We start from the raw sequence: 23,030 nt of genomic DNA, 5'->3' as shown, positions 1-23,030 counted from the left end.
TCTCTGCAGCTGGGGCCGAGGCGCCTGCCCATGAAAATGGCGCTTCGATGCCGACCCTGCTGTAACACCCTTGCCGGATTTCCTTTTAGCCAAAAGATTCCCGGTACTTCGGTTACATTCATACGTGCGGGGGCCGCGCATTCCAAATCACTGTTTCTTTCGCTTTGTAACGAAGCCAGCCCTTTGATTAACCTCACCAATTAGCGCTTTCTGCACCACCCTGAAAACAGGAACGCCCGGGGTGAAGCCCCGGGCGTCCACAACTTTGATTCTACGTCGCTCAGTTGGATTGCCGGCGCAGGAAGGCCGGGATTTCCAGCTGGTCGTCCTCGTGCGTCATGCGTGCCTGCGGCACTGCGCGACCCTGATCGTCAAGCTGGCCGCGACGCGGTGCGTAGAGGCTCGCCTCCGGTGAGAGCGGGCGGCGCTGCTGGGAGGCAGCCGCCGGTGCCGAGGTCATTTCCGGAGCCACTTCCTCTTCGCGGCGGCCGAGCGAATTGGTGATTCGCTTCAGCAGACCCATCGGGCCGCGCTCCTCGACGTGCGGCGCCGGCTGGGCACGGTGGTCCATCTCGGCCTGCACGACGGGCGGGAAGTCTTCCACCTTGGGCATCCGGACCTGTTCGACGACCTGGCGGATGATCGGCTGCTGCAGCGGGGCGGCAGGCTGGCTGACCATCTGCTGGACCGGCTGGCTTGCAACCGGAGCTGTCTGGACCGGAGCTACACGAACCGGTGCGGGAGCTTCTGCCGGGGCGCCGGCGAAGATCCTGCTCTGCGGACGGAAAGTGTCGTCACGCATCGGCTGTTGCTGCACCGGAGCGGCCGCACGCTGGGACGGGATCTCGAGTTCGCGCTCAAGATCGGCTTCCGCCTGGCGGATGGTCTGGGCGATCGGATCCACCACAGCCTTCGGTGCCTGCGCTACGGGTGCAGGCTGAACAGCGGCCGCTGCCGGAGCAACGGCCGCGGCGGGACGCACAGCCGGCCTGCTGACCGGACGGAAGTCCATGTTCTTGTCAGCCGCTTGGTTGAGGGCCCGATCGATACCGGTTGCGACCACCGACACGCGGATGATGCCCTCGAGCGATTCGTCGAAGGTAGCACCGAGAATGATGTTTGCGTCCGGATCGACTTCCTCGCGGATGCGGGTTGCCGCTTCGTCGACTTCGAAGAGGGTCAGGTCGCGACCGCCGGTGATGGAGATCAGGAGGCCCTGCGCACCCTTCATCGAGGTCTCGTCGAGCAGCGGATTGGCGATCGCCGCTTCCGCAGCCTGCATCGCACGGCCCTGGCCGGAAGCCTCGCCCGTACCCATCATCGCACGACCCATTTCACGCATGACCGAGCGGACGTCGGCGAAGTCGAGGTTGATGAGACCTTCCTTCACCATCAGGTCGGTGATGCAGGCAACGCCCGAATAGAGAACCTGGTCGGCCATCGCGAAGGCGTCGGCGAAGGTCGTCTTGTCGTTGGCAATGCGGAAGAGGTTCTGATTCGGGATGACGATCAGCGTGTCGACCGACTTCTGCAGTTCCTGGATGCCCATTTCGGCGAGGCGCATGCGCCGGCCGCCTTCGAAATGGAACGGCTTGGTCACGACGCCCACCGTTAGGATACCCTTATTGCGGGCTGCCTGCGCGACGACCGGAGCCGCGCCCGTGCCGGTGCCGCCGCCCATGCCGGCGGTGACGAAGCACATGTGGGTACCGTTCAGATGATCGACGATTTCGTCGATGCATTCTTCAGCGGCTGCGCGACCGACTTCCGGCTGAGAACCGGCGCCGAGGCCTTCGGTGACATTGACGCCGAGCTGGATGATGCGCTCGGCCTTGGTCATCGTCAGTGCCTGTGCGTCCGTATTGGCGACGACGAAATCGACGCCCTGGAGGCCGGCCGTGATCATGTTGTTGACGGCGTTGCCGCCACCGCCGCCGACGCCGAACACGGTGATGCGGGGCTTCAGCTCAGTGATATCTGGCTTCTGCAGCTTGATTGTCATGGTACCCGTTCCTTCTCTTTATGGCCGCATCGCCACGCCGGCCAATTCACTCGATTTTCATCGCCTTGTCCGAAAACCGCCGCAGCGGCCGGGCTCATGCGACTAAAAACTCTCCTTCAGCCAGTGCCCGACGCGGGCAATCCGACTGCTACTTCCCCCAAGCGACGAGAGCAGACCGCTTCCCGCCGCATGTGTCTCCATGTCCGCGACCTGCGGATAAATCATCAGGCCGACCGCAGTTGAAAATGCCGGACCCTTCGCCGCCGTCGGCAGGCCCGAAACGCCCATCGGGCGACCGATCCGGACATTGCGGGCCAGGATGCGGCGCGCCACTTCCGGCAGGCCGGTCAACTGGCTTGCACCGCCCGTCAGCACGACGCGCTTGCCGACGATCGGGCTGAAACCGGAGCGCTGGATGCGGTCGCGGATCAGTTCAAGCGTCTCCTCAATGCGGGCGCGCACGATCCGCGAGACAAGCGCCTTGGGCACCTGCGACGGCTGATCGCGATCGTCCTCGCCGATCGGCGGAATGGAAATCAGCTCGCGCTCATCGGAGGAATTCGGCAGCGCTGAGGCATGGACCGCCTTCAGTCGCTCCGCGTCCTCGATACGCGTCGAAAGTCCGCGCGCAAGGTCGGTGGTCACATGATGCCCGCCGAGACCGACGGCGTCCGTGTGCACCAGCTTTCCCTCGGCGAAGACGGAGATCGTCGTCGTGCCGCCGCCCATATCGATTGCGGCGCATCCGAGTTCGACTTCATCGTCGACAAGCGCTGCAAGGCCGCTTGCATAAGGCGTCGCGACCATGCCCTCGACGGACAGATGTGCCCGGTTGACGCTGAGCTCCAGGTTCTTGAGCGCGGCCCGCTCCGCGGTGACCACATGCATGTCCACGCCGAGAACGTCGCCGAACATCGCCAGCGGATCGCGGATGCCGCGCTCGCCGTCGAGCGAATAACCTGTCGCCAGCGAATGCAGTACGGCGCGGTCCTGGCGCAGCGACTGATGGCATGCGGCTGACAGCACCTTCTTGAGGTCGTTGCTCTCGACTTCCTGGCCGCCGAGATCGATGGTCGCGGTATAGACGTCGCTGCCGAGCCGGCCGGCCGAAACGTTGACGATCAGGCTCTCGACCGTCAGGCCGGCCATGCGTTCGGCCGCGTCGACCGCAAGGCGAATGACGCCTTCGACTGCATCGAGGTCGGCGATGACGCCGGTCTTGATGCCGCGGGAGCGCTGATGGCCGATGCCGATGACCTCGATATTGTGCGTGCGGCCCGGAAGAATCTGGCTTTCCTCGCGGGGCGTCAGCCGGCCGATCATGCAGACGACCTTGGTGGAACCGATATCGAGGACAGAAACGATATGTGACCGCTTCGACGAAAGAGGTTTCAGTCGGGGCAGTCCGAAATGCGACGAACCAAATATGCTCATATATTCTGCCCCGCCTTCTTTAAGGCCTTTGTTCTTGCCTCGAGAGCCGCCTGGCGGCGCTCCAGCGCCTCCGGCGTCAGCTGAATGGTCGTACGGTCATCGAGGCGAAGATCGACGGCAGCGATGTCGCGTTGCAGAAGATTTTCCTCCCTGTCGAGCCTCGACAGCAGGGAGAGAGCATGGTCGATATTGTCTTCCGGCAGCTTGACGACGATGCCGTTGTCGAGATGCAGGTCCCAGCGGCGGCTGGCGACCCGGACGTAGGCCTTCACCCGCGCCCGGATATCGGGCCAGTTGGCGAACTGATCCTCGAAGGAGGCCGCAGCCGTTTCGGCATCCCGGCCGACGAAGAGCGGCAGGGACGAGAACTTGTTATCGCGAAGAGGAGCAATGACGCTGCCGTTCTTCTCGATGAGGGAGAGTTCCGAGCCATGCTGCCAGATTGCAAAAGCCTGCCTCTCCTTCAGATTCACCTCGATCGTCTTCGGATAGATCTTCCGGACTTCGACGCTTTCCACCCAGGGAAGCTTGGCAATCTTCTGGCGCGCCGCGTCGATATCGAGAGCGACGAGCGAGGTCGTGCCGTCGAGGCCAATCAACTGCAGGATTTCGATCTCGGAAGTCTCGGCGTTGCCCGAGACCTTGACGTCCTCGATCGCAAAACCGGCAGCAGCCGTCGTCGCCTGGGCAACGACATCCGTGTGCCCGCCGAGCGACATGCCGTAAAGACCCGTAGCCGCAAGGAAAGCGACGGCAGACACCGTGCCGACATGCGGCGGAATATCGATGCGGCCCGTTCCGAGCCCGACCAGAAAGCGCACGATTCGACGCATCGGACGCGGCAGGACGAACAGGTCGTCAGCTTCGTCCAGGGACGCGACGGCGCGATGGCGGCTGCGCACCATCCTCTTGACCGTCAACGCGAACATGATGCGTCCTCCACCATCCACCGGAGAAATTCACCAAACGAATAGCCGGCATGCGCGGCCATTTCAGGCGCAAGGGAGGTTGGGGTCATACCCGGCTGCGTATTGATTTCCAGCCAGATGACTCCATCTTCGGACAGGCGATCGTCAAAACGAAAGTCAGATCGACTAACCCCGCGACAACCGATTGCTTGATGCGCCCTTAACGCTATTGTTTGTATTTTTTGGTAAATATTCGGTGAAATTTTCGCCGGAAGATCGTGCCTCGAGCCGCCTTTGACATACTTTGCGTCATAGTCGTAGAAACTGTGGTCGAGCGGCACAATCTCGATGACGCCAAGCGCCACATCGCCCATCACCGCACAGGTCAGCTCGCGACCAGGGATATAGCGCTCGACGATTACCTCGTCGCCATAGAGCCATTCCGGGGAACTGACGATCTGGGGCGGATGCGACTGATCCTCCTGCACGATCACCACGCCGAAGCTCGACCCCTCGCGCACCGGCTTCACCACATAGGGAGGCTTCATGGGATGCTCGGAGGTAAACGAGAATCGGCTCATCACGATGGATTCGGCGACAGGAATGCCCGCCGCGGCGGCAACGAGCTTGGCCCGCGACTTGTCCATCGCCAGCGCCGAGGCAAGAACGCCCGAATGCGTATAGGGAATCTGGAGATATTCCAGCACGCCCTGAATCGTCCCGTCCTCTCCAAACGGACCATGCAGGGCATTGAAGACCACGTCGGGCTTCAGCACCGCAAGCTGGGAAGAAACATCGCGGTCGACATCCACCCGCGTGACCCTGAAACCCTCAGCCTCAAGGGCATCCGCGCAAGCCTTTCCCGAAGAAAGGCTCACGGGCCTCTCCGAGGAAAATCCGCCCAATAGAACGGCTACATGCTTGCCACTCATCAACACCCCCAAAGGATAAACCGGAACTCTGCAACTCGACGCTTGCGCCAGACTTGTAGGCCGCGAATCCGGCCTCAGTGCGCTTGACCCATTAGAACAACATTATGGTTAATGAAGCGTTTACTTTCGTTAACCGCCAACCGGCTTGTCGGGCACGACCTTGCATGCGAATCAGGATTAACTCATGGAATCAGAGAGTTGCCTGAATGGCAAGACAAAAGAGATGAGCGCGCTCCGCAACGCGTCTTCCGGGGTCGCCACCTTTCGCGGCGTAATAGCGGCCTTCAGGTCTGTGTTCACGTAGCGTCAGTTGACGCCTCCACACACTTTAGGATGATGGCAAGAATCGCCACGCGGACCATAGGACTGAGCGATCCCGAACGACCGATTTTGATTACTTTCTTGCGGATTTTGCGGTTGCGCCGAACGAAAATTGCGTTAAGACCGGCCGAGCCTCCCAAGGCGCCGTTAATATCCTGAATGGAATGAACATGTCAGACGCGATATCTCCCGTATCGCCGAGCCCAGCCTCTTCGAACGATGCGCAAGTGAATTCGCCGGCGCGCGTCCTGATAGCGAGCCTGGTCGGCACCACCATCGAATTCTTCGATTTCTACGTCTACGCGACCGCCGCAGTCATCGTCTTCCCGCATCTCTTCTTCCCGGCAAGCGATCCGACCTCGGCAACGCTGCAGTCTTTTGCGACCTTTTCGATCGCCTTCTTCGCCCGCCCCTTCGGCGCGCTCGTCTTCGGTCATTTCGGCGACAGGATCGGCCGCAAGGCAACGCTTGTAGCCGCGCTCATGACCATGGGCCTCTCGACCGTCTTCATCGGAATGTTGCCCGGCTATGATGCGATCGGCGTGGCCGCTCCCCTGCTCCTCGCACTGTGCCGCTTCGGCCAGGGCCTCGGGCTTGGCGGCGAATGGGGCGGCGCCGTGCTGCTCGCCACGGAGAACGCGCCTCCCGGCAAGCGCAGCTGGTATGCGATGTTCCCGCAGCTCGGCGCGCCGATCGGCTTCATCCTGTCGGCCGGCTTCTTCCTGATTCTCACGGAGACGATGAGCAACGAGGCTTTCCTTGACTACGGCTGGCGCATTCCCTTCGTTGCGAGCCTGGCGCTCGTTGCGGTCGGCCTCTATGTCCGCCTCAGGATCACCGAGACGCCGGAATTCCAGCGGGCGATCGACAAGCATGAACGCGTTTCCGTTCCGATCGCCGTCATCTTCAGGTCGCATCTGCGCAGCCTCATCCTCGGCACCTTCATTGCCGTGGCGACCTTCGTGCTCTTCTACCTCATGACGGTATTCACCCTATCCTGGGGAACGACGAAGCTCGGCTACTCGCGCGAACAGTTCCTTGTGGTGCAGCTCGTCGGCGTCGTCTTCTTCGGACTGACGATCCCGTTGTCCGGATGGCTCTCCGACCTTTACTCGCGTCGCGTCATCCTCAGCCTGACGACCATCGCGATCGCGATCTTCGGTTTCTTCTACGCGTCGTTGCTGACGGCGGGGCTGCTGGGTGCATTCCTTTGCTCGATCATCGGTCTTGCGCTGATGGGCTTCACCTATGGTCCGATCGGCGCGGCACTCGCCGCCCCCTTCCCGACCACGGTCCGCTATACGGGCGCCTCGATGACCTTCAACCTCGGCGGGATCTTCGGCGCTTCGCTGGCGCCTTACATAGCCACCTGGCTCGCCACGAACTACAGCCTCACCTATGTCGGCTACTATCTCGCCGCCGCGGCCCTGATCTCACTGATATGCATCCTGCTGTCCGGGCGCGAGGAAGTCTGAGTCGCTGACCGGCACACCCTGAAAATCTCGAAGCCGCGGATGAAAATCCGCGGCTTTGTCATATCTGAGCGGCAATTCGTTGCGCCCTGCTGACGGCGCTTCTACCATCGTGCGAATGGAGTGGAGGAAACGGATGCCGGTCACGAGACGTTCTTTCATGCGAGGCGGCCTAGGCACCGGCCTCGCCTTTGCATGGCCCTTCGGCGCCAGGGCGGACCGACCGGCAACGGATGCGACGTTCCTTGTCATCAATGACGTACACGCCTGCCGCATGGACGACGGCCTCAGCCCCAATTGCGAGGCGGAAGGCAAGACGAACGCAAATCTCCTGCGCCACATTGCGGCTCTCAACAACATCCCGGAGCAACGCTGGCCAACGGAGATAGGCGGCAAGCCGACCGGCCTCACCCGAGCCGGGCAGCCTATCGGCAGGCCGCGCGGGGTGATCGTCTGTGGCGATGTCACGGATGACGGCGGCGGACAGACCGCCGAACCGCGCGAGGGCACGCAGCTCCTGCAATTCTCGCACCGCTACCAACAGGGCCAGAGCGCCAACCATATCCACTATCCAGTCTATGTCGGGCTCGGCAATCATGACCTCGACCAGGACGGCCATCCACCGCAGATCGACTGGTATCGTGACGAACTGCGGGACTATGTCCGACTCAATCACAAGCCGAGCGTCTTCTTCAAGCCGCTGGTGCCGGTCGACAGCTACGACACCTTGTCCGACAGCTATTCGTGGAACTGGGGCGGCCTGCATCTTGTCCAGCTGCATCGCTACGGTGGGGATACCAACAAGCGCGCCGCAAGCGGCCTCGAATGGCTCAGGCGGGATCTCGCGCTCTATGCCTCCGATGGGCGGCCGGTGGTGATGTTCCAGCACTACGGGTGGGACCCGTTCTCGCTGGAGCGCTGGGATCCGGCCAACAGGACGTTCAGCGACACCGGCAGCGGTACGCCCCACTGGTGGGACGACGCCGAGCGTGACGCACTCTTCGGCATCATCCGTGGCTATAACGTGGTCGGCATTTTCCACGGGCACGAACACGACACGCCGATGGCCTATCAGGTCAACGGCATCGACATCATCAAGGCAAAGGCGGCCTTCATGGGCGGGTTTGTGCTAGCACGCGCCACGGACACGACCATGGATGTCGTGCTGGGAGAGGCAATCGACGACCGCGGTGGCGTCAAGTTCACCACCGCATTCGCGAAGACCTTCAAGTGACCGCTATTCCGACGTCACGCCCTGGAAGGGACGCACCTCGCGGCCAGGCATGAAAAGACCGAGGCGCTTGATCTCCCATTCCAGCTTGATGCCGGAATGCTCGAACACGCTCTGGCGCACCGTCTCGCCGAGATATTCGAGGTCGTAGCCGGTCGCCTGCCCCATGTTGATCATGAAATTGCAGTGCAGCGACGACATCTGCGCCCCGCCAATGACGAGCCCGCGGCATCCGGCCTCGTCGATCACCTTCCATGCGGAATTGCCGGCCGGGTTCTTGAAGGTCGAGCCGCCGGTCTTCTCGCGGATCGGCTGCACGGTCTCGCGATGGTTTCGCACCGCGTCCATGTCTGCGCGGATCTTCGCCCGGTCCTCGGGATAGCCTTCGAAGATGACGTGGGTGAAGATCAGGTCTTCCGCCGCCGAGGAATGGCGATAGCTGTAGCCCATGTCGGCATTGGAAAGGATGTGCCGGTTGCCCTGTCGGTCGACGGCATGCACCTCGACGAGCCTATCGCGCGTTTCCGAGCCGTTGGCGCCTGCATTCATGCGCGCCGCGCCGCCGATGGCACCCGGAATACCGTAGAAGAAGTGAAAGCCGCCGATGCCGTTATCCATCGCCATCGCCGCCACGTGCTTGTCAGGGCAGATGGCCCCGGCAACGATGCGGTTCTCGCCCGCAAGCTCCACCGAGCCGAAGCCCTTGGCCGAAAGCCGCAGCACGATGCCAGGAATGCCGCCGTCGCGAACCAGGATATTGGATCCCATGCCGACCACGGTCAGCGGCACTTCGGCCGGCAATATCTTCAGGAACGCGACGAGATCCTCGACGTCGTGAGGCTGGAACATGAGCTCCGCCAGTCCGCCGGCGCGAAACCAGGTAACGCGGTCCATCGGGGCATCCGGCGTCAGCCGGCCCCGTATGTCCTTTACGCCCTCTCCCAGAGACGCGAGAAGCTTTTCCCCATTCACCTGTTTCATTCAGACTTTCCCGAAAGGGCTTCCAGTTCCTTTGGCAGCGCCGCCGCCCAATATGTGATGCTCCCAGCCCCCAACAGAACCACAAAATCCCCCGGTTGTGCAATCTCTGCAATCATTGGTGCCAAAAGATCTGGCGATGCAAGGTAGCGAGCATCGCGATGGCCACCGGATTTGATGCGCGCAACCAGTGCCTCGGAATCGGCCCCCTCGATCGGATCTTCCCCTGCCGCGTAGACCGGCGCGAGAAAAATGCTGTCGGCGTCGTTGAAGCAGGCGGCGAATTCTTCGAAGAGGCTCGCAAGCCGGGTAAAGCGATGCGGCTGGTGGACGGCGATGATGCGGCCGCCGCAGGCCTCGCGCGCCGCCTTCAATACAGCCTTGATCTCGACCGGGTGATGGCCGTAGTCGTCGAATATTTTGACGCCGTTCCATTCGCCCGTCAGCGTGAAGCGGCGCTTGACGCCGCCGAAGGAAGCAAGGCCCTTCGCGATGGCCTCATTGGAAATGCCGAGGCGGTTGGCGACGGCGACAGCGGCGGTCGCGTTAGAGATGTTGTGGCGACCCGGCATCGGCATCACCAGGTCCTTGAGCTTGATGACCTGCCCGGTGCGACGCCTGCGGATCTCTACGTCGAAGAGCGACGTTGTGCCGTCAATGCGGACATTCATGAAGCGCACGTCGGCCTGCGGATTCTCGCCATAGGTGATCACCTTGCGGTCCTCGATGCGGGAAACGAGCGCCTGCACCTCGGGATGATCGAGGCAGAGCACGCCGAAGCCATAGAACGGCACGTTCTCGACGAACTGCCGGAAGGCGGCACGCACCGCATCGAAACTGCCGTAATGATCGAGATGCTCGGGATCGATATTGGTGATGACCGCCACGTCGGCGGGAAGCTTGAGGAAGGTACCGTCGGACTCATCCGCCTCGACTACCATCCACTCGCCCTCGCCCATGCGCGCATTGGTGCCGTAAGCGTTGATGATGCCGCCATTGATGACGGTCGGGTCGAGACCGCCGGCCTCGAGAAGCGTGGCAACCAGTGACGTCGTCGTCGTCTTGCCATGCGTGCCGCCGATCGCGATCGCATTGCGGAAGCGCATGAGCTCGGCCAGCATTTCCGCGCGACGCACGACTGGAAGCAGTTTTTCGCGCGCTGCGGCGAGCTCCGGGTTCTTCGGCTTGATCGCCGTCGAGACCACCACCACCTCTGCATCCCCGAGATTTTCCGCCTTATGGCCGACGAAGACCTCGATGCCCTTGTCCCTCAACCGCTGCACGTTGGCGCTGTCGGATTGGTCCGAGCCCTGCACGCGATGACCGAGATTATGCAGCACCTCCGCGATGCCGCTCATGCCGATGCCGCCGATGCCGATGAAGTGAACAAGGCCGATTGCCTTCGGCATTTTCATGCGCGTGTCCCCTTGAAGTCTGAAATTGAACGCTTCGCCGCAATAGCTTCAACCATGTCGGCAAGCAAGCTCGCAGCTTCCGGTCTCCCCGCCTGCTTTGCCGCAGCAGCCATCTGGGCGAGCCGCTCCGGCTCGGTCATCGCCGTGCGCAGAATGGCTGAAAGCTTCTCCGGCGTCAGGTCGGCCTGGGGGATGACCTTCGCGCCCCCGGTCGCCGCCAGCGCCGCCGCATTGGCCGCCTGGTCGTGATCTAGAGCATGGGGATAGGGCACGAGGATGGCCGGGCGCCCGATTACGGAGATCTCCGATACCGTCGAAGCCCCGGAACGGCAGACGACGAGATGCGCGGCAGCGATGCGATCCGCCATATCGTTGAAGAAGGGCGCGATCTCTGCCCCCATCTCGAGCTGGCGCACGCAGGCCCCGACCATCTCCATGTCCTCCGGCCGGGCCTGCTGCGTCACCCGCAGCCGCTTCCGATATTCATCGTCGAGCAGGCTGATCGCGGTCGGGACGGCCGTGGAAAAATACTGCGCGCCCTGGCTGCCGCCGAAGACGACGAGGTTGAACGGCTCGCCTGGGCCAGAGGGTACGTACGGCCGTTCAGCCGCAGCGATCACGGCCGGACGAACCGGGTTCCCGGTTATCACGGTCTTCTCGGGAAATGGGCCGCCACTCTCGGGCAGGAACCCGCCGGCGATCGCCTGGACACGGGGCGCAAGCGCCTTGTTGGCGCGACCCATGACGGCATTCTGCTCATGGATCATCGAGGGCACGCCCATGCGCGTTGCTGCCAGCAGCGGCGGAATGGTCGGATAGCCACCGAAGCCGACGACGACATCGGGTTTCAGCCGGCCGATCAGCCGGCGCGCCACCCGGATGCCGCTCCACAGGCGCCAGAGAGACCGGGCGATCTTGATCGGGTTCTTGCCGCCGATGGTGGCCGACGGGACGATGTGGATCTCATCGGCGGGAAACTTCCCTGCAAAGCGCTCCGCCCTGCTGTCGGTGACGAGGTGCACGGAAAAGCCGCGCTCGCGCAGCTTGTAGCCCAGCGCCTCCGCCGGAAAGACATGGCCGCCGGTACCCCCGGCGGCAAGCAGGATGATGCCCTTGGCCATTTTGCCCTACTCCGCCGGCACGCCGTGCGAAACGCGGAAGACGCTCCGGTCCTGCGCACGCTTTTCCGGCCGGTGGCGCGTCAAGGCCAGAATGAAGCCTGCCGTCACGCAGATGGCGATTATAGAGGAACCACCATAGGAAATCAGCGGCAGCGTCATGCCCTTGGCCGGCAACAGTTCGAGATTGACGCCGACATTGATGATCGACTGCATGCCGATCTGAAGCACGAGCCCCGCAACGGCGAAGCGGTTGAAGTCGTTCCGCTCGCGATATGCATGCGAGAGGCCGCGCAGCACGAGAACGGCAAACAGCGTCACCAGCGCCATGCAGAAGATGACGCCGAATTCCTCGGCAGCGACCGAAAAGATGAAGTCGGTATGCGCGTCAGGAATGATACGCTTGACGATGCCCTCGCCCGGTCCCTGGCCGAACCAGTCGCCGCGGATGATCGCCTCGCGGGCAGTATCGACCTGGAAAGTATCGCCCTCGCCGGTCATGAAGCGATCGATACGTCCCGCCACGTGCGGGAAGATGTAATAGGCACTGATGAAGCCGCCGACCCCGAGCCCGCCGAGCACGATGATCCAGAGCCACGGCATGCCGGCCATGAAGAACATGCTGCCCCAGACAGCGCTGGTGAGGATGGTCTGGCCAAGGTCGGGCTGTGCGACGAGCAGCGCGCCGACGATGCCGAAGAGGATGATGGCGAAGAGATTGCCCGGGATCTCCGGCTGGCGCGCATGCTCGGCAAAGAGCCAGGCGCACACCACGACGAAGGCGGGCTTCATGAATTCGGACGGCTGGATCGAAAGCCCTGCGAGCGTCACCCACCGGCGTGAGCCCTTTACCTCCACACCGAAGAAGAGCGCGAGCAGCATCATGGCGAGCGATACGACGAGGAGCACCATGGCCGTGCGGCGCACCTGGCGCGGCGTGAGGAAGGAGAGTCCGATCATCACGCCGAGAGCCGGCAGCAGGAATGCGGCATGACGCTTGACGAAGTGGAAGGGTTCTAGCCCGATGCGCTCCGCAACCGCCGGCGAGGCAGCGAAGGAAAGCATGAAGCCGATGCCCATGAGCAATATGAACAATGCCAGGAAGAACCGGTCGATCGTCCAGAACCAATCGGCCAGGGGTCCACGTTCCGCGCGACTTACCATGTCATTTGTCCCCCGTTGCCGAGTCGATCAGCATAGTGATTCCGTCCAGCGCCGCCACGTGGCTCACGAAGGCGTCGCCCCTGACTTCAAAGTTCTTGTACTGGTCGAAGCTTGCGCAAGCCGGGGAAAGCATCACCGCGGAAAGCGGGCTATCGTCCTTTGAGGCGTCGTCCGCCGCGTGCATGACTGCCCGTTCAAGCACGCCGGAAATCTCGTAAGGCACGGCATCGCCAAGCGTCGCGGCAAATGCGGGCGCCGCCTCCCCGATCAGATAGGCCTTGGCGATGCGCGGAAAGAGCGGCGCAAGAGAGGTGATCCCCCCTTCCTTCGGCAGACCGCCGGCAATCCAGTAGATGCGGTCGTAGCTGGAGAGCGCGGGAGCAGCGGCATCGGCATTCGTGGCCTTGGAATCGTTGACGAAGACGACCCGTCCCCGGCGGCCAACAGGCTGCATGCGGTGCTTGAGCCCGGGAAAGGACTTCAATCCGGCAGTGATCTCGGCAGCCGAAACGCCAACGGCAAGGCAGGCGGCAATCGCAGCGGCGGCATTCTGGGCATTATGCGAGCCGCGCAGGGTCTGGATTCCGTCGAGATTGGCGATCTCGGAGCCTGTGCCGCCCCGCGCCATGATGATCCGGCTGCCCTCCGCATAGAAGCCATTCGCGAGGACCTGCCGGCGTGAAATCCGGGTCACCTTGCTGCCGGCCCGCTCCAGCCGATCGGCAATCAGTGCGCCGAAGCTGTCGTCGACGCCGACGATGGCGATATCGCTGCCCGCAACCAGCCGCTCCTTGATGTGGGCATAGTGCTGCATCGTCCCATGCCGGTCGAGATGGTCGGGCGTCAGGTTGAGCAGGATGCCCGCCGAGGGATTGAGCGTTGGAGCGAGATCGATCTGGTAGGACGAGCATTCGACCACGTAGAAGCGGCCCGCCTTTGGCGGTTCCAGCGTGAGGATCGCCGTGCCGATATTGCCGCCGAGTTGCGCATCGCGCCCGCTCGACCTGAGGATATGGGCGACAAGCGCCGTCGTCGTCGACTTGCCATTGGTGCCGGTGATCGCGATGAACGGGCAACCGGGCGCGTGAGCCCGCCGCTCGCGAACGAAAAGCTCGACGTCGCCGATGATGTCGATACCCGCCGCATGGGCAAGGTCGACGGTCCAGTGTGGCCGGGGATGGGTGAGCGGCACGCCGGGCGACAGCACCAGCACCGAAATGACGCTCCAGTCTATCTGGCGCAGATCCGCGGTCGGGATCCCCTCCGCGGCCGCCTTCATCACGCTGTCGGGATTGTCGTCCCACGCGGTCACGTCCGCACCGCCCGCCATCAGCGCCCGCGCGGTCGCAAAGCCCGATCCGCCGAGCCCGAACAGCGCGACCTTCTTGTCCCTGAGCGTGGTGACCGGAATCATGCCCGTCTCACCTCAGTTTCAGCGTTGAAAGGCCAACCATAGCGAGGATCACCGCAACGATCCAGAAACGGATAACGACCTGGCTTTCCGTCCATCCTTTTTTCTCGAAATGGTGGTGGATCGGCGCCATCAGGAAGACGCGCCGGCCAGTCATTTTGAAGAAGCCGACCTGGATGATGACCGACAGCGTCTCGATGACGAAGAGGCCGCCGATGATCGCCATGACGATCTCGTGCTTCGTGGCAACCGCTACCGTGCCAATCATGCCGCCGAGCGCCAGCGAGCCCGTATCGCCCATGAAGATAGCTGCCGGCGGTGCGTTGAACCACAGGAAGCCGAGGCCGGCGCCGATGACCGCGCCCATGACGACGGCGAGCTCGCCCGTGCCGGGAACGAAGTTGATCTGCAGATAGTTCGAGAACACGGCGTTACCCGCCAGGTAGGCGATAACGCCAAAGGAAGCCGCCGCAATCATCACCGGAACGATCGCAAGCCCATCGAGGCCGTCTGTCAAGTTCACCGCATTGCCCGCCGCGACGATGACGAAGCCACCGAAGAGAACGAAGAAGATGCCGATGTTGATCATGAAGTCCTTGAAGAAAGGAAATGCGATCGAGGATCCGAAGGTCGAGCCCGCAGGCCCGGATGCCAGCGCCGTGCGCATCATGAAATAGACGGCGATACCGGCAATGATGAATTCGATGGCAAGCCGCGCCTTGCCCGAAAAGCCCTTGTGACTCTGCTTCGTCACCTTGAGATAATCGTCGTAAAATCCGATCGCGCCGAAGCCGAGCGTCACGAGAAGCGCGCAGACCACATAGACGCTCGACAGGTCGGCCCACAGAAGCGACGAGACGACGATGCCGGCAAGAATCATCAGGCCGCCCATGGTAGGCGTGCCGGCCTTCTTGAAGTGAGTCTGCGGCCCTTCGGCGCGGATCGGCTGGCCCTTGCCCTGCCGAACGCGCAGCGACGATATGATGCGCGGTCCGAAGAGGAAGACGATCATGGCTGACGTAAACAGCGAGGCCCCGGTGCGGAACGTTATATACCTGAAAAGGTTGAAGAATTTAAAATAGTCAGACAGTTCCACAAGCCAGATTAGCATACGAGCCCTTTCTCAGCTCTGACGATTGGTTACCGCCCCGTGTCGGGAAACGCCGGATACTTGTCAAGCAACCCCGCGACGATCTTCCCGAAACCGGTACCCAAAGACGATTTGATCATGAGAACATCGCCCGGACCGACCGAAGCAACCGCGAAATCGGCAAGCTCCCCGGTGGTCTCGCGATATTCGACGTGAATATTCTCCGGCAGCGCGTCCTTCAGCGCCGCCATCTCAGGCCCTGCAAGCCAAACGTGCTCGATTCCGGCGGCAACAAGCGGCGCCGCGAGATCGGCATGCATCTTCTGCGCATGGTCGCCCATTTCCAGCATATCTCCGAGAACGGCGATGCGCCTGCCTTTGCCCTCCGGCGACGAAGCCGCAAGCAGCGAGATCGCCGCAGCCATCGAGGTCGGATTGGCGTTGTAGCTTTCGTCGATCAGCGTGAAATGGCGTCCGCCAATAGTCAGCTTGTGGCGCCGCCCCCTGCCCTTTTCCGGCTGCAAGGTGGCAAGGGCCGCAATCGCCTTTTCGAGATCGGCGCCGACCAATGTCACCGCACCCAGCGCCGCAAGCGCGTTCTCGGCGATGTGACGCCCCGGGGCGCCGATCGCAGCTTCCAGCGTCTCGCCGCCGATCGTGAGCCACAGGGTGGAACTCTCGCCGGAACCATTAAACTCGACGAGACGATAGTCGGCCCGCGCGTGCTGGCCGAAGGAGTGGACGTGCTCCACACCGGCCGCCTTCGCTGCTGACTCGAGGAAATCGTACTGGTCGTTGTCGCGATTGAGAACGACGTGCCCGCCCGGAACCAACCCTTCGAATATCTCGGCCTTGGCGGCGGCAATCTCCCTGATGTCGGAGAAGTTGCCGAGGTGCGCTGGCGCGATCGTCGTGATGATCGCGACATGCGGCTGGATCATCGTCACCAGCGGCCGAATTTCGCCGGGATGGTTCATGCCGACCTCGAAGACGCCGAATTCGGTATCATGCGGCATGCGCGCCAGCGTCAGAGGCACGCCCCAATGATTGTTGAAGGAGGCAGCCGAGGCGTGAACATTGCCGGAAGGCGAAAGCACGTGCCGCAGCATTTCCTTGGTGGTCGTCTTGCCGACAGAGCCCGTGACAGCGACGATCTTCGCATGGGTGCGCTGCCGCGCGGCCGCGCCCAGGCGACCGAGGCCGGCCAGCACGTCCTCCACCACGATCATCGGCACCGTGAGCCGACCCATGGCCGGCAGCCGCGCCTCGCTGACGATGAGAAGCGCAGCACCGTGCGCCATGGCCATGCTGGCAAAATCATGGCCGTCGAAGCGATCGCCCCGGATGGCGAAGAAAGCCTCACCCGGCTTGATCGAGCGGCTATCGATGGAAATGCCGGTCACGCCCTCGGGCAGCGTCCCGAACGGACGGCCACCCATGGCTGCAATCATATCTTTCGATGTCCAAAGCAGGCTCACGTCTTCATCTCCTCCATCGCCTTGCGGACTTCCGCATGATCGGAGAAAGGCAAAGTAACACTCCCAACCGTCTGGCCTTCCTCATGGCCCTTGCCGGCGACAATCAGCGTGTCGCCGGAGGCAAGCATCGCCACGGCATGACGGATCGCCGATGCGCGGTCGCCGATCTCCGTGGCGCAGCGCGCTGCCGCCATGATCTCGGCGCGGATGGCGGCCGGCTCCTCGGACCGCGGATTGTCGTCGGTCACGATGACGACGTCGGCCAGGCGGCAGGCAATCTCGCCCATGATCGGCCGCTTGCCACGGTCGCGGTCGCCGCCGCAGCCGAAGACCACGATCACGCGTCCGGTCGTGAACGGCCGCACCGATTCGAGCACGTTCTGTAGCGCATCGGGCTTGTGCGCGTAGTCAACATAGGCGAGCGCGCCGTCCTTGCTATGTCCGACTAGCTCAAGCCGCCCCGAGGCTCCCTGCAGCTTTTCGAGCGCAGCCATGGCGACTGCAGCCGGCACGCCTGTCGAAATGGCAAGCCCGGCGGCGACGAGCGCGTTGGCGACCTGGAAATCACCGGCGAGCGGAATGTCCACCTCGAAGATATCGCCGGCATGATGCACCTCGGCCACCTGCTTGTGGCGGAAATGCTCGACGCGCTTCAATGAGAGGAAATCGCCCTTGCGGCCGACCGTGCGGACGTCGCGCCCGGCAGCCCGCGCGACCGCGATCGCCTTTTCGGACCAGGCATCGTCTGCAAAGATCACGGCCGGCGCGCCCTTGGGCAGCAGCGTATCGAACAGCCGCATCTTGGCCGCCATATAGGATTCGACCGTCGGATGGTAATCCATGTGATCGCGGCCGAGATTTGTGAAGGCCGCTGCGGCAAGCCTCACGCCGTCGAGGCGGAACTGGTCGAGGCCATGGCTGGAGGCCTCCATCGCCGCATGGGTGACACCCTCGCCGGCAAGCTCGGCGAGCAGTTCGTGCAGCGATACCGGATCCGGCGTCGTCAGCGAACCGTACTCGTTGCGTGTCGGCGAAATCACGCCGGTCGTGCCGATCATCGCAGCCGGATGGCCTGCCTGGGCCCAGATCTGCCGCGTGAACGAGGCGACGGAAGTCTTGCCTGCCGTGCCGGTAACGGCAACCATTGTGTCCGGCTGGCGACCATAGAAATGCGCCGCGGCAACGGCGAGGAACCGGCGCGGCTGCGAGACGGCGAGCACCGGGATCGTGGAAGAAGCCTGCGCATGCCCCGAGACGACCACTGCCGCACCACGGGCCGCAGCGTCGGCGATGAAGCCCGCGCCATCAGCCTTCGTGCCCGCAACGGCGACGAAGACATTGCCCGGCACAACCTTGCGGCTGTCGGAGGAAAGTCCCGTGATCTCCAGGTCGCCTGCTGTCCCGCCAAGCTGTGCGTTGAGTTCCGGAAATTCGCTTCCGGCTATATCTCGCAATTTCATCGAAGGTACTTTTTCTCGTTCAAGGCGGTCGCCCCTCGCGAATCGCCTCTCATATTCATTCACATTCAATAAGACACCAGCAAGGCGGAACCGTCCTCACCGAACTTGGGTTCCACACCGAGAATCGGCGCTGCGCGGCTCACGATGTTCTTGATCATCGGCGCTGCCGTATAGGCCGCGATGTTCTGGCCCTTCTCGCCGTTATGGGGCTCGTCGCAGAAGCTGAGGACCACATATTGCGGATTGTCGATCGGGAAGGCTGCGATGAAGGCATTGAAGTTCAGATTGTGCGCATAGCGGCCGTTGACGACCTTGTCGGCTGTTCCGGTCTTGCCGCCGACGTTGAATCCGGGGACGTCGGCGTTGCGGCCCGAACCCTTGATACCGTTCAGCTTGAAGAGATAGCGGATGTCGTCGCTCGTGCTCTTCTTGACCACGACCTCCGCGACATCGTCGGCCTGCTCGCGCGTCCGCGGCAGGAAAGTCGGCTCGATCAGCTTGCCGCCGTTGACCAGCGCCGCGCCGGCAACCGCCGTCTGCAGCGGCGTCGTGGAAACGCCGTGACCGAAGGAAATCGTGATCGAGTTGATCTTCTTCCAGACCTTCGGCTGGCTCGGCGTCTTGATCTCGGGCAGCTCGGTCTGGAGCTTCGTGAGAAGGCCAAGACGGGTCAGATATTCCTTCTGCAGATCCATGCCGACGAGGTCGATCATCCTCGCCGTACCGATGTTGGAGGAATATTCGAAGATTTCCGGCACGGTCAGCCAGCGGCGCTGCCCGTGAAAGTCGTGGATGGTGAAGCCGCCGATGCGGATCGGCTGGCTCGCGTCGAAACTGCTGTTCAGCGTCACCTTGCCACTGTCGAGCGCCATTGCGGTACTGAAGGTCTTGAAGGTCGAGCCCATTTCGAACGTGCCGTTCGACATGCGGTTCAACCAGCCGTCCTTGGCCCCTTCCTGGGGATTGTTCGGATCGAAGTCCGGAGCCGAAGCCATGGCGAGGACCTCGCCGGTATGGATGTCGAGCACGACAGCGCCGGCACCCTTCGCCTCGTAGTTCTTAACCGCGTTGACGACGACGTCACGCACGATGCTCTGGACGCGAAGATCGATCGAAAGCTTTACCGGCTCGAGAGGCTGGTCGCTCGTCATCCCGACCGAGGCAAGATCGGCAAGCCCCTGGTCGTCGATGTACTTCTCCATGCCGGCGACGCCGCGATTGTCGATGTTGACATAGCCGAGGATGTGGGCGGCGGTCGGGCCACCGGGATAGAAGCGGCGCTTCTCCGGACGGAATCCGATGCCGGGGATGCCGAGGGCCAGGATCTGGCTCTGCTGCTTCGGCGTCAGCTGTCGGCGCAGCCACGCGAAGTGCGAGCTCTTGGCGGAGAGCTTCCGGTAGGTGCCCTTCACGTCCAGGTCCGGCAGAACGGAGGCAAGCTTCTCGACCGCCTCATCGGCATCGACGACCTTGTTCGGCTCCGCGTAAAGCGAAACCGTACGAATATCGGTCGCGAGCACCTCGCCGTTGCGGTCGAGGATATCGGGGCGCGAGGCCATCAACCGGTCGGCGGGCATGATGCTGGAGACGGTGTCCGGCTGCGCCATCCCGTATTCGGCCAGGCGTCCGCCGATCACGCAGTAGACGGCGGCGAAGCTCGCGATGATCAGCGCGACGCGGCTCTTGGCCTGGTTCGCCCTCCTCTTGCGCGACCCTTCGAAAGTCTTGTTGTTGGCCGCCCCGCCAAACCGGTTGTAGACGCCAGCGGAGAAATGCGCCTGGCTCTTCAACACCATGATGCGTGAGAGAAAAGACATCAGTCCTCCACCGATCCCGTTGAGATCATGTCTGTTTCCTCGCCGCCCCTCGGCACGGGCAGCGGCATCGTCTTCGCCTTCGCTTCGGCGGCGGCGGCAGGCGGCACTGCCTTGGACTTGCCGTCCTTTGCTTCCAGCTCGTCAGGCTGCGGCAGCTGCGAACGCAGCATCGGCAGCTCGGAGGGATGGACGAGCGAGGTCGATAAGGTGGGCTGCAGTTTCAACTCGGCGCCATAGACATCGGCCAGTCGCTGCAGGCGGTTCGGCTGCGTCAGAAGCGCCCAGTCCGCCCGCAGGAGGTCGATCGTATCCTTCTCGAGCTTGATCTCCGCCTCCAGGCGGTGGACCTCCTCGAGTTTCAGCTCCGCCCGGTGCTTGATCGTGTAGGTCAGTGCCGCCGTAGCGGTCATGACGCCGACAAGGACTATGTCGAAAGTTCTTAGCATGTCAGTTCCCGAGCCTTTCCAGACTGGCGAGATTCGGAAGATCGAAGATGGAAAAATCCGCCGCTTCCGCCGGAGCTGCGGTCCGGACAGCCGCCCGCAGCTTGGCCGAGCGTGCCCTCGGATTGGCCTCCGCCTCCGCTTCGCTAGCAGCCACCATTGGCTTGCCCGCGAATTCGAATGTCGCCGCGCGCTCATGAACCATCGGCATATGGCGCGAACCTGACGCCTTGCCCGACCGGTCAGCGAAGAACTTCTTGACGATCCGGTCCTCGAGCGAATGGAAGGTAACGACGACAAGGCGCCCGCCGGGTTTCAACGCGCGCTCGGCGGCAAAAAGCGCCTGCGCGAGTTCGCCGAGTTCGTCGTTGACGAAGACGCGAAGCGCCTGGAAGACGCGCGTTGCCGGATGGATCTTGTCCTTGGCCTTGCGTGGAGTGACGACCTCGATCAGTCCGGCAAGATCGCGCGTGGTTTCGAAGGGCCGCTCGAGCCGCCGCTTCTCTATGGCATGGGCTATGCGTGTTGCCTGTTTTTCCTCGCCTAGGAAAACGAAGATGCGAATGAGGTCGCCGAGCTTGGCGCGATTGACGACGTCTGCAGCAGAGACCCCGGCGCCCGACATACGCATGTCGAGCGGGCCATTCTTCTGGAAGGAGAAACCGCGCTCCGCCTCGTCGATCTGCATGGAGGAAACGCCGATGTCGAGCACCACGCCATCGAGGCCATCTGTCGGCGCATGATCGGCCAATCGGGAAAATTGGGAGTGGACGAGCCTCAGTCGGCCGCCGCTGTTCGCGACCAGCGCCTCGCCGGCCGCAATCGCCCCGGGATCGCGATCGAGCGCGATGACATCGGCGCCGCGCGCGAGGATCGCCGAGGTGTAGCCGCCGGCCCCAAAGGTGCCATCGAGGATGAGCTTGCCGGGCGCCGGCTCAAGCGCGGCAAGGACCTCGTCGAGAAGAACCGGAATGTGGCGAACCGGTCCGCCATCGGCATCAGAAGAACCTCCGCCAAGATTCGCCGCCATTCCGTTCCCTCGTGTTATCAGGAGCGCGAGCCCGCCAGCTTTCGCTCCTCCCTTGCCTGCGCCTGAGCGGCCTGGAATGCTTCCGGCCGCCAGAGCTGAAAGTGATCCGCCCTGCCGACGAAGGTCACCTCGTTGGTGATGCCGGTGAAGTCGCGGATGAAATCCGTGACCATCAGCCGCCCTTCGGCGTCGAACTTCATAAAGACCCCGCCCCCGTGAATCAGGAGCGACATCTGGTTCGCATCCGGCGCAAACGGATCCGCCGCGCCGATCTGCCGCTCGAATCTCTCGAGCAACTCCGGCCCTCCGGCGCTGATCGCCGGAAACACAAAGTCCTGGAAGCAGTATAGCTCCTGGATATTGCGTCGCGCCAACACGGAGCGGAACGCAGCCGGGACGGATACGCGTCCCTTCGCATCGATCCTGTTGGTCGCATTCGACAGGAAGCGGTCCATCACGCCGTACATCCGTTTCCAAAGACGCCGGCACACCCATCCGCCGGCAGACGCACCCGAAATCAGTCACGAATACGCACGCCGGACGGAACGATCTCCATCCGGCTCTTCCACAAAGGAAGCCGCCAGAACTTTGCGATGATCGGGCCGTGAATTGCCCTAGTGCAGTGTGCTTCTGGGATAGCATGGGACCGTATGGGCGTCAATGGGAACGGCCGCCTGAGAATGGCCGCTGCATCCGATAATTTATGGACTGTTAAGTTTAACAAAGAGTTAGGATCGGGCGTCGGCGCCATGCCAAACGGCCCCGCGAGCATCCCGAAAAGTCATCGGTCAGATTTTCTGGAGATCGAAAAAGAAGCGCCTTTTCAGCAATTTGGAACCGCCCTGCCCGATCGCGATGATCGCTCGTCGGGCATAAAGCGCCAGTTGGCCTGTAAGCCGGGTTCTGTATGGCTCCGGCTTGCGCCGGAACGTGGCAGCCATTCATCTGGGACAGCGCTTACGCACTGCCTCACGCAACCCACCCGGATGACTGGCCCGGAAACAGGCCGGACGGCTTTCGCCGTCCGCGTCATCCCTATTCGGTCTTGCTCCCGGTGGGGTTTACCGTGCCGTTCCTGTTGCCAGGCCCGCGGTGGGCTCTTACCCCACCCTTTCACCCTTACCCCGCCAACTTTTCCGTCGCATTGCTCGCGGCGGAAAAGCAGGCGGGGCGGTTTGCTTTCTGTGGCACTTTCCCTGAGGTCGCCCTCGCCGGACGTTATCCGGCACCGTACTTCCGTGGAGCCCGGACTTTCCTCACCCTACCGCCTTTCGGCATTGGTAAAGCGCGGCTGCCCAGCCAACTGGCAGGGGGTCAATAGCCGAG

At 62.7% G+C, this 23,030-nt stretch carries 18 protein-coding genes and 1 other RNA gene; 2 read left to right on the top strand and 17 right to left on the bottom strand.

All coding sequences use genetic code 11. From position 1 onward, the window contains the following. Nucleotides 1–280 precede the first annotated feature (280 nt). From ftsZ to EV286_RS06715, 4 genes are all read right to left on the bottom strand, one after another. Nucleotides 281–2,002, bottom strand: a complete 1,722-nt coding sequence (gene ftsZ, locus EV286_RS06730; RefSeq protein WP_132956231.1) for a cell division protein FtsZ — start codon at nucleotides 2,000–2,002, stop codon at nucleotides 281–283. Between the two features lie 102 nt (nucleotides 2,003–2,104). After that, nucleotides 2,105–3,436, bottom strand: coding sequence for a cell division protein FtsA (ftsA, locus tag EV286_RS06725; protein ID WP_132956230.1), 1,332 nt, complete (start codon nucleotides 3,434–3,436; stop codon nucleotides 2,105–2,107). Beyond that, complete coding sequence (locus EV286_RS06720) at nucleotides 3,433–4,365, bottom strand: cell division protein FtsQ/DivIB (RefSeq protein WP_132956229.1); 933 nt, start codon at nucleotides 4,363–4,365, stop codon at nucleotides 3,433–3,435. The genes ftsA and EV286_RS06720 overlap by 4 nt, the downstream gene beginning before the upstream one ends. After that, nucleotides 4,353–5,276 carry a D-alanine--D-alanine ligase gene (locus tag EV286_RS06715; protein WP_132956228.1) on the bottom strand — a complete coding sequence of 308 codons (924 nt, stop codon included), beginning with the start codon at nucleotides 5,274–5,276 and terminating at the stop codon, nucleotides 4,353–4,355. The genes EV286_RS06720 and EV286_RS06715 overlap by 13 nt, the downstream gene beginning before the upstream one ends. Nucleotides 5,277–5,767: 491 nt before the next feature. Between EV286_RS06715 and EV286_RS06710 the strand changes: the two genes are divergently transcribed. Together EV286_RS06710 and EV286_RS06705 are read left to right on the top strand one after the other, a co-directional pair. Beyond that, nucleotides 5,768–7,072, top strand: a complete 1,305-nt coding sequence (locus EV286_RS06710; RefSeq protein WP_132956227.1) for an MFS transporter — start codon at nucleotides 5,768–5,770, stop codon at nucleotides 7,070–7,072. Nucleotides 7,073–7,205: 133 nt separating this feature from the next. Beyond that, nucleotides 7,206–8,303 carry a metallophosphoesterase gene (locus EV286_RS06705; protein ID WP_245500629.1) on the top strand — a complete coding sequence of 366 codons (1,098 nt, stop codon included), beginning with the start codon at nucleotides 7,206–7,208 and terminating at the stop codon, nucleotides 8,301–8,303. A gap of 3 nt (nucleotides 8,304–8,306) precedes the next feature. Here the strand turns inward: EV286_RS06705 and murB are convergent, their stop codons facing one another. The 13 genes from murB to rnpB all read right to left on the bottom strand — a co-directional run bounded on the left by murB (nucleotide 8,307) and on the right by rnpB (nucleotide 23,011). After that, entirely contained in the window at nucleotides 8,307–9,281 is a 975-nt protein-coding gene (gene murB / locus EV286_RS06700) for a UDP-N-acetylmuramate dehydrogenase (protein WP_132956225.1), read from the bottom strand. Further along, nucleotides 9,278–10,693 carry a UDP-N-acetylmuramate--L-alanine ligase gene (gene murC / locus EV286_RS06695; RefSeq protein ID WP_132956224.1) on the bottom strand — a complete coding sequence of 472 codons (1,416 nt, stop codon included), beginning with the start codon at nucleotides 10,691–10,693 and terminating at the stop codon, nucleotides 9,278–9,280. The genes murB and murC overlap by 4 nt, the downstream gene beginning before the upstream one ends. Next, nucleotides 10,690–11,814: an undecaprenyldiphospho-muramoylpentapeptide beta-N-acetylglucosaminyltransferase gene (gene murG / locus EV286_RS06690; protein WP_132956223.1), complete on the bottom strand. Its 1,125-nt coding sequence runs from the start codon at nucleotides 11,812–11,814 to the stop codon at nucleotides 10,690–10,692. The genes murC and murG overlap by 4 nt, the downstream gene beginning before the upstream one ends. Before the next feature lie 6 nt (nucleotides 11,815–11,820). Next, nucleotides 11,821–12,975 carry a putative lipid II flippase FtsW gene (ftsW, locus tag EV286_RS06685; RefSeq protein ID WP_132956222.1) on the bottom strand — a complete coding sequence of 385 codons (1,155 nt, stop codon included), beginning with the start codon at nucleotides 12,973–12,975 and terminating at the stop codon, nucleotides 11,821–11,823. 1 nt (nucleotide 12,976) lies between these two features. Beyond that, complete coding sequence (gene murD / locus EV286_RS06680; RefSeq protein ID WP_132956221.1) at nucleotides 12,977–14,389, bottom strand: UDP-N-acetylmuramoyl-L-alanine--D-glutamate ligase; 1,413 nt, start codon at nucleotides 14,387–14,389, stop codon at nucleotides 12,977–12,979. A gap of 7 nt (nucleotides 14,390–14,396) precedes the next feature. Continuing rightward, complete coding sequence (gene mraY / locus EV286_RS06675) at nucleotides 14,397–15,497, bottom strand: phospho-N-acetylmuramoyl-pentapeptide-transferase (protein WP_132956220.1); 1,101 nt, start codon at nucleotides 15,495–15,497, stop codon at nucleotides 14,397–14,399. A gap of 29 nt (nucleotides 15,498–15,526) precedes the next feature. Further along, entirely contained in the window at nucleotides 15,527–16,954 is a 1,428-nt protein-coding gene (locus EV286_RS06670; protein ID WP_132956219.1) for a UDP-N-acetylmuramoylalanyl-D-glutamyl-2,6-diaminopimelate--D-alanyl-D-alanine ligase, read from the bottom strand. Further along, entirely contained in the window at nucleotides 16,951–18,414 is a 1,464-nt protein-coding gene (locus tag EV286_RS06665; protein ID WP_132956218.1) for a UDP-N-acetylmuramoyl-L-alanyl-D-glutamate--2,6-diaminopimelate ligase, read from the bottom strand. The genes EV286_RS06670 and EV286_RS06665 overlap by 4 nt, the downstream gene beginning before the upstream one ends. A 65-nt stretch (nucleotides 18,415–18,479) precedes the next feature. Then, nucleotides 18,480–20,231: a penicillin-binding protein 2 gene (locus EV286_RS06660; RefSeq protein ID WP_132956217.1), complete on the bottom strand. Its 1,752-nt coding sequence runs from the start codon at nucleotides 20,229–20,231 to the stop codon at nucleotides 18,480–18,482. After that, complete coding sequence (locus EV286_RS06655) at nucleotides 20,231–20,677, bottom strand: hypothetical protein (protein ID WP_132956216.1); 447 nt, start codon at nucleotides 20,675–20,677, stop codon at nucleotides 20,231–20,233. The genes EV286_RS06660 and EV286_RS06655 overlap by 1 nt, the downstream gene beginning before the upstream one ends. 1 nt (nucleotide 20,678) lies before the next feature. Next, on the bottom strand, nucleotides 20,679–21,704 hold the full coding sequence (gene rsmH / locus EV286_RS06650; RefSeq protein WP_132956215.1) for a 16S rRNA (cytosine(1402)-N(4))-methyltransferase RsmH: 1,026 nt from the start codon (nucleotides 21,702–21,704) through the stop codon (nucleotides 20,679–20,681). Between the two features lie 17 nt (nucleotides 21,705–21,721). Then, nucleotides 21,722–22,159, bottom strand: a complete 438-nt coding sequence (gene mraZ / locus EV286_RS06645) for a division/cell wall cluster transcriptional repressor MraZ (RefSeq protein ID WP_245500640.1) — start codon at nucleotides 22,157–22,159, stop codon at nucleotides 21,722–21,724. 421 nt (nucleotides 22,160–22,580) lie between these two features. Next, nucleotides 22,581–23,011: RNase P RNA component class A (rnpB, locus tag EV286_RS06640), an RNA gene on the bottom strand. Between the last annotated feature and the right edge of the window lie 19 nt (nucleotides 23,012–23,030).

Origin of the sequence: Rhizobium sp. BK251, assembly GCF_004345245.1 — a bacterium.
In the GTDB taxonomy this organism is placed as follows: domain Bacteria; phylum Pseudomonadota; class Alphaproteobacteria; order Rhizobiales; family Rhizobiaceae; genus Rhizobium.
Note: the sequence above shows the minus strand (reverse complement) of the source record. Positions and strands in the feature narration are given on the sequence as shown.

What these genes read in the sequence shown, in the direction of transcription:
- ftsZ (WP_132956231.1), bottom strand. Translation starts at nt 2,002, where the DNA reads ATGACAATCAAGCTGCAGAAGCCAGATATCACTGAGCTGAAGCCCCGC.
- ftsA (WP_132956230.1), bottom strand. Translation starts at nt 3,436, where the DNA reads ATGAGCATATTTGGTTCGTCGCATTTCGGACTGCCCCGACTGAAACCT.
- EV286_RS06720 (WP_132956229.1), bottom strand. Translation starts at nt 4,365, where the DNA reads ATGTTCGCGTTGACGGTCAAGAGGATGGTGCGCAGCCGCCATCGCGCC.
- EV286_RS06715 (WP_132956228.1), bottom strand. Translation starts at nt 5,276, where the DNA reads ATGAGTGGCAAGCATGTAGCCGTTCTATTGGGCGGATTTTCCTCGGAG.
- EV286_RS06710 (WP_132956227.1), top strand. Translation starts at nt 5,768, where the DNA reads ATGTCAGACGCGATATCTCCCGTATCGCCGAGCCCAGCCTCTTCGAAC.
- EV286_RS06705 (WP_245500629.1), top strand. Translation starts at nt 7,206, where the DNA reads ATGCCGGTCACGAGACGTTCTTTCATGCGAGGCGGCCTAGGCACCGGC.
- murB (WP_132956225.1), bottom strand. Translation starts at nt 9,281, where the DNA reads ATGAAACAGGTGAATGGGGAAAAGCTTCTCGCGTCTCTGGGAGAGGGC.
- murC (WP_132956224.1), bottom strand. Translation starts at nt 10,693, where the DNA reads ATGAAAATGCCGAAGGCAATCGGCCTTGTTCACTTCATCGGCATCGGC.
- murG (WP_132956223.1), bottom strand. Translation starts at nt 11,814, where the DNA reads ATGGCCAAGGGCATCATCCTGCTTGCCGCCGGGGGTACCGGCGGCCAT.
- ftsW (WP_132956222.1), bottom strand. Translation starts at nt 12,975, where the DNA reads ATGGTAAGTCGCGCGGAACGTGGACCCCTGGCCGATTGGTTCTGGACG.
- murD (WP_132956221.1), bottom strand. Translation starts at nt 14,389, where the DNA reads ATGATTCCGGTCACCACGCTCAGGGACAAGAAGGTCGCGCTGTTCGGG.
- mraY (WP_132956220.1), bottom strand. Translation starts at nt 15,497, where the DNA reads ATGCTAATCTGGCTTGTGGAACTGTCTGACTATTTTAAATTCTTCAAC.
- EV286_RS06665 (WP_132956218.1), bottom strand. Translation starts at nt 18,414, where the DNA reads ATGAAATTGCGAGATATAGCCGGAAGCGAATTTCCGGAACTCAACGCA.
- EV286_RS06660 (WP_132956217.1), bottom strand. Translation starts at nt 20,231, where the DNA reads ATGTCTTTTCTCTCACGCATCATGGTGTTGAAGAGCCAGGCGCATTTC.
- EV286_RS06655 (WP_132956216.1), bottom strand. Translation starts at nt 20,677, where the DNA reads ATGCTAAGAACTTTCGACATAGTCCTTGTCGGCGTCATGACCGCTACG.
- rsmH (WP_132956215.1), bottom strand. Translation starts at nt 21,704, where the DNA reads ATGGCGGCGAATCTTGGCGGAGGTTCTTCTGATGCCGATGGCGGACCG.
- mraZ (WP_245500640.1), bottom strand. Translation starts at nt 22,159, where the DNA reads ATGGACCGCTTCCTGTCGAATGCGACCAACAGGATCGATGCGAAGGGA.